Raw genomic sequence first — 10,414 nt, 5'->3', positions numbered from 1 at the left:
TCAGACAGAGCCGCCCGGTTCTCTGCGGTCGCCAGTCCCTCGGTCTCGAACCGGCCCATCTGCGACGTGGATGCGGCATGCGCATCGACGGCACGGCCACCGACAACCTGGCGCATCACGGGATCGAGCGCGAGACGGTCGGCGTCATTGACGTCCCCGTATCCTGCCAACCGGCCGTAGACCGATTGCCGAAACAGCCCGTCGAGCCGGTGGATCGTGTTCTTGCCACGGCGATTATCGCACAGGGCAGCAGACGCCAGATTGGACAGACCGAGCGCGTCATCAAGCTCGCGCATCACCAGAAGGCCGCCATCCGAACTGAGCTGAGCGCCCCGGAATTCCAGCCGCACGCGAGGGTCAAAATCCACACGATCTGCCCGCTGCAAGCCCGCACCCTCTGGGTGATCCATGAAACACATCCTCCGCAGCAACCAACGCCATGATATATATAGAAAATATCACGTTCAAGACAGCGAAATCAGAGATCTACTTGGGGAATGCGGGATTAAGTTCTATCAAAAACATTCATGCCGAATGTTTTCTACTAAAATTTCTGGTCTCGTTGATTTTCATATCAGGTCAATGCCCACTTTCTTATAGCGAGTCATCCAGTCGCTCCCATCCCAATCCTTTGGCATGGTGGAAGAAAGTCCTTCTTCACTGAGAAGGATGTGCTCTTCTTTTGTTATCAAAACACCATGCACCAAATGCGTTATGATGTAAGTGACTGCCTCTTTGTTTGGCCATTTATTTAGTAGCATCTCTATTATGATCCGCATAGGTATTGCGTGATCGTAGTCAAGCTTATCATTTCGACGCCCTTCAGCAGCTTTGCTCCGCTTTCGCATTGGAGAGTATTTCGATAATTCGCGGATTTCCCACACAAAGAAGATAGTTTCGCGGAGAATTTTGGAATACGCGGTCTTTGGGAATCCTAATTCACGCATCTCATGAGCTATTGCCACGACAGAAAATATGACATGGAGTCGTTTTTCCTCGTTGGTAATTTCAAGATTATTGGACATTATTGTGTCAAAATTTCAATAGTTGCGCGATCAATCCAGTGTATCGCAATTATCTTGTGCTTCAAGCTTCCAAACTGTGAAAATCCTTCTCGATATGCTCCGAGTTGCTCCATGTAATCGACAAAACTCCCTGAGCCGCTCTTATGATCAAGGATCAGACACTTGTCTGGCCCTCTGGCGAGTAAATCGATGATGCCATAAAACTCTGCACCGGAAGGTTCGCGCTTTTGAATCGGAACCTCGCAGTCGATTTGTGTGTAACCCTCGGCGGCCAGCCAGTTCTGCAGAGCTTGAGCGTGCACCTGCAATGCATCAAGCATGGGATCATCAAACCCGGTTGCACTGGCTAGGCGCGGACGTAGATCGGGCCGCATGAGCAAAACGCGAAGCGCCTTGTGCAGAGCAGTGCCGCGTTCACTGGCAGTCCCTGCAAGCGTGATTGCGTGTGCTGGGACGTCAAGCGGAACTAGACGTGTTTTGACTTCGCTCGCGACTTTGGGCTCGATCAGCGATGGACGAACACGCCATGGAGTGACTGCTGTTTCTGGCAATGGGCGCGGCTGTCCAAACGCCAATCGTCCCTGTTCTTCGGACTGTACAATCCCCGGCAATTCTGGAGGCTCAGAACTGCAAATTAAGGTCCTAGCGGGAAAGCTGCCCCCCCCAACTTTCAAGCAGCCCGTTTCAGGCTCAATCCCGGACTCCAAAACCAGCATCTCGGCATGGTTCGCCGGTCCTTCGCTTTCCCCAAGCTTCTTTAGGCCAAACTCCGGCCATTCCAGGATTAGTCGATCTCGCGCTCTCGTCAGAGCCACATAAAGAAGTCGCCGCGCATCAGCTTCAGAGGCTTCGCGCCGATCTGCGAGGAAGATATCCTTCTTTTCCTTAATTGGCAGATCGGGTGTCCAAATCAGCTTTGCATGTTCAAGTATTGCGCCAAGATCATTGAAATCGGTGAACTCCGCCCGGAGTGTTCCCGGTCGCTCGCCAATCTTGGCATCAAGGCCAACGATCGCTGTGATCGGCCATTCCCGACCTTTTGATGCATGCCAGGTCACAATCTCAACGCCTTGTCCCTGTCCCTGACTTTGGCCAGGATCTGGGTGGCGGTCGAAATCTCGCTCCTCACGACGGGCCTCCAACCAGCCTAGAAAAACCTGCGCGCTAGCACCATGGAACCCGGCTGCAGCTTTGAAGTCGCGATGTGCGGAAACGAATTCTGTAACTTCCGCCTGAAGACGCATGAGATCAGCATGGACTTGAGCCGCATCTGGGTGCGTCGCTGCCCACTTAAGAATGCCAGCAGCCTCAAGGACCCTCGGCAGCAATGCCTCGAGCGGCACCTCAGGAGCCGTTTCAGCCAACTTCAGCAACTCAGCAAGGTCTGCGCAGGAATCTATTGCATCATCAGCAAGTGCCGTCATGGCTTCTTGAATCGGCATTGATGCGGGACCCAGAGTAAGCAGGGCAAGCGCCGCATGTTGATCGGTCGGGTCCACCGCAAAACTGAGTGCGTTGCGTGCGGCCATTACGGCCGATGAGCACAGCCAGCCCGGCGCATTGATGCGCACGGGAATACCCTGTCGTTTGAGAGCGCTGGCATAGCGCGCTGCCATGGTGTGTGTCGGGCAGAGAAGTGCGATGTCGCGTGGTTCGACTGGCCTGAACACAGGAGCCTTGGGGTCGCCCTCGCGTTCGACGATGGGACCACGTTCCGCAAGAATATCTGCGACACGGGCAGCGATATGATCTTCCGGTCGAGATTTCTTTGATCGCCGTCCCTCGGGTATCCGCAGGATCTCAGCAAAGGTTTCACCCGTTTCTGGACGTTGCGGATCAAGCGCCACATAGCCATCGCCGAATAATCCCTGCGAGATGGCGTTGACCATCTGCATTAGACGTGGGTCAGAGCGCCAGTTCCCGGTAAGGGGAGAGGCGGCTTGCGGGTTCTGCTTTTCAAGCGCCTCACTCAATCTGGGATCGGCTCCCTGGAAGCCCATGATAGACTGCTTTGTGTCTCCCACGATCAATACGCGTTTCGCGGATTGGGCGATCCGCCAGAGCAGTGCAAACTGAACAGGGTTTGTATCCTGGAACTCGTCGATGATGACGCAATCGACCTCAGAGAGAAGCGCTTCAAGAATCTCCGGGCGCGTCCGAAGTAAACGCTCGGCATCGCAGATCATATCCGCATAATCGATGACACCGGCCTCACGTTTCATCTCTGCATATTTGGACATGACTTCCTGTGCGCCATGCACCAGTGCCACCAAATGTGCGCACGCATCGTCCAGCGGCCCGGGATGTATCGCAATGTCGGAGGCGGCCGCTATGACCTCACCTGAAAGATCATCGTAACCTTCTGGTGTTGGCGCGCCGCGTTTCGTTTGGCGTAACTCACTCAGTGTCTTCCAAAGCCTCCAATCCCGGCTTAGCTCGCCCGGGCGCAATGCACGCTTGAGGGATCTGAAATCCTTCGCAAAGGCTTTTCTTGCTGCGTCCGATGTTGCGTGTGGCGTCAAATCATTCGGAAAGGCTGCAAGCAATGCCGCGATCGCAGCCGTCAGGCGCGCTTCAAGATGAGCGGGGTCGCTGGCGACTTCGCCGTAAAGATCATGCAATCGCTCAACGGCTGTTTCCGCCAGCTTGGGATCATTGCCGCTGTCTCCGAGGCCCCGCAGGAGATCGATGGTGCTAAGGATCTTACTTCGAAAGCTGTCTTCGAGGCTCGCATTTGAGACAAAACTGGACCTGTAGCCAAATCGCGGCAGGTCCGCCTTCACAGCATCAAGAGTCGTTGCGTGTGCCATGGCTTGACGGATCAGCAAGTCTCGCTCGGCTTCCGCCAGTGCACGAGGTTGCGGTGATGCCCCTGCTGCAAACGCGTGTTCGGAAAGGATGCGCAAGCCAAGCCCATGGATTGTGGACACGTAGGCTTGTTCAACGGCCAGCGCCTGTTCCACCAAACCTTCACTTAAAAGGCTTGATCGGATTCGACCGCGCAATTCAGCGGCTGCCGCTTCGGTAAAGGTGACGGCCAGAATCCGCTCGGGGCCAACAAGTTGGTCCTTCACCCATTTCGTCAGGTCCGACTTGATCCTAAATGTCTTACCTGACCCGGCACCCGCAGGAACGATGGTTAGCATCTCAGTCATCGAGGTCCTCCAGGTCGTCTATTTGATCTGTGGCAGGCATCATAAAGCGAGAGACCAGAGGCGAGGCATCAAGCGCATAGGGCGCAAGATTTGCAGTCTTTTCGAAAAACTTCCGATCATCCTCCGTATTGAGCCGGATGAGACCTTCACCGACTTCAGTCAGTCGTGTGTCCAGCATGCCCATAGCCTGACCAGAGATATCCCCGTGCATGACGGTCACTACCCCATCAGGTGGCTCCAATCCTTCCAATAGAACGCCCTGATCATTGATGAGGTGGTAAGCAACACCGATCGTAGGCTTGCCAGCTAGCGCAGCTTCGAGCACAGGACCGGTTTTTTCTGGGCGCATAAGCATTGCGCGATACAGTCCAAGCTGCAGATCCCATCCCGCTTCAAGCCGAGACCGTCGCCGTGGTGTGCCGCTTTTTTTGTGGTCAACCACAAGCAGGCTGCCATCGGGAAGTTGCAATAGGCAGTCGGCGCGCCCTCGCAAGAGGATATCAAATGCAGTGCCCCGCAGGTCGATCTCGTTGTCGATCACACGTGCGCCAAGCGCTTCGAGTGTGTCGCGCCAAGCATGAGCAGCAATGCGGATGTCTCGCGTGAGCCCCTGACGTTCCACGGCCCAGATCGACCGCTGCAGAAACGGAGCGTATTTGCGAATCGCTGCCATGAGCAACTCGGGCACCGCGGTTTCAATCTGTTCGTGATCCGGAAGTGGCTTGTCCTTTGGAAAGAGAAATTCCAATACATCATGCGCAATTGTGCCTGCGACCATGATATTAAGCCCTTCGGGAGCCCAGGTTACGGGTTCTGCACCGAACTCGGAAAGGCTCCATGCCAGAGGACTGACTAGAAGCGTCTCAAGTCTGCTTGGGGATTGTGGGCGCATCCGACCATCTTCAGTCAACCGTCTGCGCAGGAGATCGCGGTCGAGATGAAGCACGCCGTCTTCTGGCAAGGGCTGTGCTTCATTGTTCGCTGCCACGAACCGATGTGCAAAAGGCCAACGCTCCGCTGGGATCGATCGCAGATCATGGATCAGGGTTTCCTCATCCTCGGGGCCATTGGCCTCATCTCCGATTGTGCGGGCGACCAGCGAAAGGGCAGCTGCAGGCGGTTGACGGCTTCCGTCTGCTGCAAAAACAGGGCGCAGTAGGGTCAGGGTCTCGGAGCTACACAAGAACTGACGACGCAGTTTCTCCAGCCGCCGCGCAAGTGCATCGCCACGTGTTTCAACACATAGTCCTGTCTTTTTGCGCAGAATCTGAACTTCACCATCGAGAAAGAGCGGCGATGCAGAAACAGTGCGCGGCCAGCGATTGCCACTCATCCCAAGTGCAATCAGATGCCGTGTTGGTCGCCATGGCATGGCCGTCTCGGTGAACACGCTCACACCTTCGACAAAGGGGTCTGAGGATATCGGTTTGACAGAGCCCGGCGTTGCCATGCGAAAGATGCCTGCCCAGTCCAGCGTACGGCTCTGCGATAACAGACCGCGAACCACCGTGAGTTTTGACCGAAACTGAGTGATGTCTTCACGGAAATCAGGGTCATCGCTTAGATTCTGAGCGGCCTGGTCGAGGGCCTCCAGAATACCGGATGGTGTTTGTGAAACATTGCTCCGAAGAATTCCAAACAATCGCTTCGCACGCCCGGTCAGCAACTTGGCCGAATAGGGATCAAACCGGCCCTGCATCACCTCGCGCGCAAGCTGCAGCCCGGTCGCTGCGGGCCAAGGCATGAGGGGCGAGATGTAGAGGCTGGCGAGTGCCATGGCCGGGGCCGGGCTTTGCAGGCACAAAAGAAGGTGCAGCAAGGTTTCCCCGGCGATATCGCGCCGAACTGGCAAATCCGGTAGACCGGAAATTGGCACACCCAAAGCATCGAAGGCGCGCCGAAGCTGTGCAAAATATCCGATCTCATCTGGTACAAGTATGGCAATCTCATAAGGCGCTACGCCGTCGTCCATCAGCCGTTGTGCACGGGCAGCTGCAAAATCTGCCTCTTCCGCTTCATCGCGAAGTGCAAAGAAACTCAAGCTATCATCAAGGGGTGCTGCCGCAATATCAGCACCGGTCAATCCTTGCTGAACTTGCCACAGACTTGTCTTTTCCGATGCGCCAGTCAGTAGGGGCGATCTGCGCATCGCCCATTCCTGCCGGAATGTTTCGCTGGCAAGCCCATGATGCTCGAGCAGATGGGCATGAAGACTGCGCTCAATTGGGGAAGCAAAGTCACAAGGCGCTGCGGTGACCAAAGGCAGGGGTTCGAGCGCATCTGTCGCTGTACTGCGCAAGACATGGGCATAGACCCTAAGATCATCGGCAAGGGCAGCAGGTGATTGCCGCCAGAGATCACACAGGGCTGCGAGATGCCGGTAAAGTCGGCTGTCTTGATCCAGAGCTGAAAGGTCGACCTCATCTGGCGAAAGGCTCTTTGTCGCCATAGCGAGCGACCGAAGCGCTGAAGACACCGCCGCCGCCGTTTCCATCGGTGCAACCGCCATACTGGCAGACCAAGGCTGCCCTTCCACAGACAAAACCGCGTTTAGATCGAACTCCATGGCGCGAGGAGCAAGATACGTCTCGGCTAGAAGATCTGAAGTGATCGTACGGAAAGCGCCCGTCTCAGAATGGACTGTTACAAACGGATCAAGTCCATTCATCGGCACCTCCTTGCCAGACATATCTCTGGCTAACTTTCCTCAAAGGAGCGGGTCGCATGATGCGGTGCCTTTCCAAGCCGCAACACCATACTGTTCATCTAATCGATGCGTGGACCGCAGCCTCTGTTTGAGACAAATCTTGCTCTAAACCATCGCGTGCTACAACCCATGCTCTGAACGGGTGCGTCCGAAAGTGACGTATGAAGGTTCTATAGTGATAAAGAATCGAAGAGAAAAGGAGACCCGTTTGGTTCGAACCAGTCATACCCACCCCCTCCGCATTGATGCTCTGCCGCTTGCAAACGGACAGCTAGGCATCACTTTTTGCCCTGGAAAGAAGGGCGACAGCGTTTGTGGCGCAACTTGGGATCGAGATCTCGATCTCGACATGGACGCGATCAAAGCTTGGGGTGCCAGCGCCGTCCTGACCCTTCTAGAAGATCATGAATTCGAGATGCTGTCGGTGACAAATCTTGGCGATGCACTCAAAACTCGTGGCATCGAATGGGTTCAGCTCCCTATCAGGGATGTGGATGTACCGACGCCGGAAGCGATGGAGCAATGGCGCGTGGTGTCGCCCAAACTGCATCAGATCATGGAACACGGCGGCCGAGTGATCGTCCATTGCCGAGGTGGTCTGGGCCGGGCAGGCACGATTGCAGCATTGATGCTTGTGGAGCGAGGCCGATCTGCACACGAAGCTATCACTGATATACGGTCTGTGCGTCCTGGCGCGATAGAGACCTCTGAACAAGCGACCTGGCTCATAAACCATGCGCGCCATCACGACCTGGCGGGCATTCGCCTTCATGCCAGCCTGATCGGAGGGGCAATCGGCGACAGTTTGGGGGCTGACATCGAGTTTCTGTCGCTGGATCAAATCCGTCGGCGTTTCCCAGAAGGAATTACGGACCTGCCGCCCCATCAGGGACTGCGGGGCGCGATCACGGATGACACGCAGATGACCTTGTTCACAGCCGAAGGCATTATTCGAGCTTATGTTCGCGGCGCACTCAAAGGCATCAGCCACCCACCATCTGTTGTGCATCACGCCCTTCTACGCTGGCTCCGAACCCAAGGTGGTAAGCCGCGAGTCGAAACGGATGATGTTGGCCTGATTGCTGATCGTCGCCTCTGGGCACGGCGCGCCCCGGGCCTCACCTGTATGTCGGCCCTTGAGCAGAGCGCGCGATTTGGAGTTCGTGCAGAGAACAACAGCAAAGGCTGTGGTACGATCATGCGGGTGGCACCGGTTGCTTTGATGGTTGCTCGTGACGAGGTGCAATCGATCGCGTTAGAAACTTCTGCCCTAACGCACGGACATCCCACAGGACAGATCGCTGCAGCGGCTTGGGCTGAGATGTTGGCAGACGTGTCGATGGGCGCAGACCTTGAAGAGTGTGCAACACAAATCGCGGAAACCTATGCCCGCATGAAGGATGGGGAAGAGACCGTCCAGGCGATACGAAATGCTCTTGAGGCACCCCGGGATGAAACGGCTGAAACCGTCGAGTCACTTGGTGGCGGCTGGGTTGCCGAGGAGGCGCTGGCGATTGCGCTCTATGCGTGCCTTGCCGGAAAATCTTTCGATGAGGGTCTCCAGATATCTGTTCTGCATGGAGGTGATAGCGACTCTACAGGTGCAATCGCTGGAAACATGCTCGGCCTCATCGATCCTGCCGCGGCCCTTAAACATCAGTGGGCGAGCGTCATAGAAGGGGCAGACATCATCACGCGTTTGGTACACGACTACCTTTGCCTCAAGCATGAGAGTGGCAGCGCCGAAGATCTCTTGACTGCCTATCCGGTAAACTGAGTGGCGGGTGATATTAAAGTGGAAATTCAGTTTTTTGACAAATGAGGAACCATCAAAACATGGGCAAAATCGATAGGCCTGCAGTAGATCAGATCATGTACTGTCATGGCTTTGCATCAAATTTCGATCCCCAAAAGGACAAGGTGAAGGCTTTATCGATGCTTGCTCCGGTTCAGGGTGTCACAGTCGATTACACCTGTCCGCCAGAAAAGGTTTTTGAGGCGTTCGCAGCGGAGTTACAGGGGCCAAGCAGAACGTTGATCGTAGGAACAAGTATGGGTGGGTTCTTGGCAGCCTGGCTAGGCAGTGCCTTCAACTTGCCGTTCATCGCAATCAATCCAGCCGTGTCGCCTGCAACTTCACTGCAAAAATATCTTGGTCGAGGGCAGACCCATTTTGGGACGCCCTACGACCTAAAAAAAGAAGTTGTCCGAGCGTATCAGGACATTCCATTCCGGCTTGATGGGCCAGGTGAAATTGTCCTCGATCTCGGCGATGAGGTGATCAATCCGCAGAAAACCCTGGCCATGGTTGCCAACCAGCTGCCTGTAACGACGTTTGAGGGCGGTTCTCATCGCTTCGACCATATGGTCGAACTGGTGAAGATCCTTGCCGGGAAATTTGATTTAAAAGCGCCAAGCCCCGAGGCCTAAGTCGGCGGGTTGGGTCCCGCTTCCTACGGGTCGTGAATTGCCATTCGGAACTGAACTTTTAAGAGAATATTCAGCGGCATGCGACCGTTTTTGGCGCATTCAAGTGTTATATGTGTCCTCGATGGATGGAGGGCAAATGCTGCAAAGGTGAATTTCCGAAGCCTTAGACGTTGGCACCAGTTGCGCAGTAAGTTCAGAGATTAGGGCCTGATCATCAGCGCGGCTAATACTGTTCATTCACCTACTATACTGCATTTCCACTCCCAACACACTGTTAACTGAGAAACCAAGAAGGAGACAGCAATTACACATTACGACATTATTCCCGACATCCACGCTGACGCTGCGCGGCTGAGCAGAACGCTTGAGACGCTCGGCTATCAGTTAGTCGATGGCATCTGGCAACATCCTGAGCGCCGTATCGCGGCATTTTTGGGCGATTTCATCGACACTGGGCGCGACAACCGGAAGGTCATTGAGCAGGTTCGCACAATGGTTCGGGCTGGAAACGCAATCGCTGTCATGGGCAATCATGAACTCAACGCTTTGCACTACCACACGCCGGGAAAGAACTGGCTAAACACCGATGATGGCTTCATGCGAGCGCACGATGACAAGAACAGTGGCCAGCATCAAAGTTTCCTCGATGAGTATCCTGTGGGGAGCGATGAGGCTCAGGACGTGATGAATTGGTTTCTGACTTTGCCGCTTTTTCTGGAGCTAGGGGGGCTTCGCCTCGTTCACGCCTGCTGGGATGCCCGGCATGTAGAGCTGGTCGCGAAACGTCGGCCGGACGGGAGACTGAAGGCCGAGGATTTGCAGGAGGTTGCATTCGAATGCACCGACTTTGCGAAAGCGGTTATCAATCTGGTAAAAGGGCCCGAGGTGGCTCTGCCTTCCGGCTACGGGTTTCACGATTATCGGGGGACGTGGCGTGACAAGGCCCGCGTCAAGTGGTGGGCTGATCCTGCTGGCGCTAATTGGCGCGACGCAACATTATCGGTCAAGAATCCATTGGAGCTCCCAGACAGCCCTATTGAAGGAGAAGTGGACTGCGAATTCTACGCTCTGGATGCACCTCCCGTGTTCTTCGGACA

The 10,414-nt window shown here is 55.2% G+C and carries 7 protein-coding genes; 3 read left to right on the top strand and 4 right to left on the bottom strand.

What is annotated here, in order from left to right; translation table 11 throughout:
* The 4 genes from LC354_RS23850 to LC354_RS23835 form a co-directional block, all read right to left on the bottom strand.
* The coding region (locus LC354_RS23850; protein ID WP_223421634.1) for a transposase at positions 1 to 410 on the bottom strand (410 nt) is incomplete at its 3' end.
* 159 nt (positions 411 to 569) lie between these two features.
* The gene (locus tag LC354_RS23845) at positions 570 to 1,025 is read right to left on the bottom strand and encodes a hypothetical protein (RefSeq protein ID WP_223428476.1); all 456 of its coding nucleotides are present in this window, start codon (positions 1,023 to 1,025) and stop codon (positions 570 to 572) included.
* Positions 1,025 to 4,171 carry a UvrD-helicase domain-containing protein gene (locus tag LC354_RS23840; RefSeq protein WP_223428478.1) on the bottom strand — a complete coding sequence of 1,049 codons (3,147 nt, stop codon included), beginning with the start codon at positions 4,169 to 4,171 and terminating at the stop codon, positions 1,025 to 1,027. Before LC354_RS23840 ends, LC354_RS23845 begins: the two co-directional genes overlap by 1 nt.
* Position 4,172: 1 nt before the next feature.
* Positions 4,173 to 6,848, bottom strand: coding sequence for a PD-(D/E)XK nuclease family protein (locus tag LC354_RS23835; RefSeq protein ID WP_223428475.1), 2,676 nt, complete (start codon positions 6,846 to 6,848; stop codon positions 4,173 to 4,175).
* Between the two features lie 214 nt (positions 6,849 to 7,062).
* Here LC354_RS23835 and LC354_RS23830 point away from each other — a divergent pair, with 214 nt between their 5' ends.
* The 3 genes from LC354_RS23830 to LC354_RS23820 form a co-directional block, all read left to right on the top strand.
* Entirely contained in the window at positions 7,063 to 8,664 is a 1,602-nt protein-coding gene (locus LC354_RS23830) for an ADP-ribosylglycohydrolase family protein (protein WP_223428474.1), read from the top strand.
* Positions 8,665 to 8,723: 59 nt separating this feature from the next.
* The gene (locus tag LC354_RS23825) at positions 8,724 to 9,317 is read left to right on the top strand and encodes a YqiA/YcfP family alpha/beta fold hydrolase (protein ID WP_223428473.1); all 594 of its coding nucleotides are present in this window, start codon (positions 8,724 to 8,726) and stop codon (positions 9,315 to 9,317) included.
* A 303-nt stretch (positions 9,318 to 9,620) separates the two neighbouring features.
* Positions 9,621 to 10,414: metallophosphoesterase (locus LC354_RS23820; RefSeq protein ID WP_317849391.1), on the top strand; the 794-nt coding region annotated here is incomplete at its 3' end.

Origin of the sequence: Tateyamaria pelophila, from assembly GCF_019966495.1 — a bacterium.
GTDB classification, from domain to species: domain Bacteria; phylum Pseudomonadota; class Alphaproteobacteria; order Rhodobacterales; family Rhodobacteraceae; genus Tateyamaria; species Tateyamaria pelophila.
The sequence above is the reverse complement of the archived record's forward strand: the minus strand, read 5'-3'. Positions and strand labels throughout refer to the sequence as shown.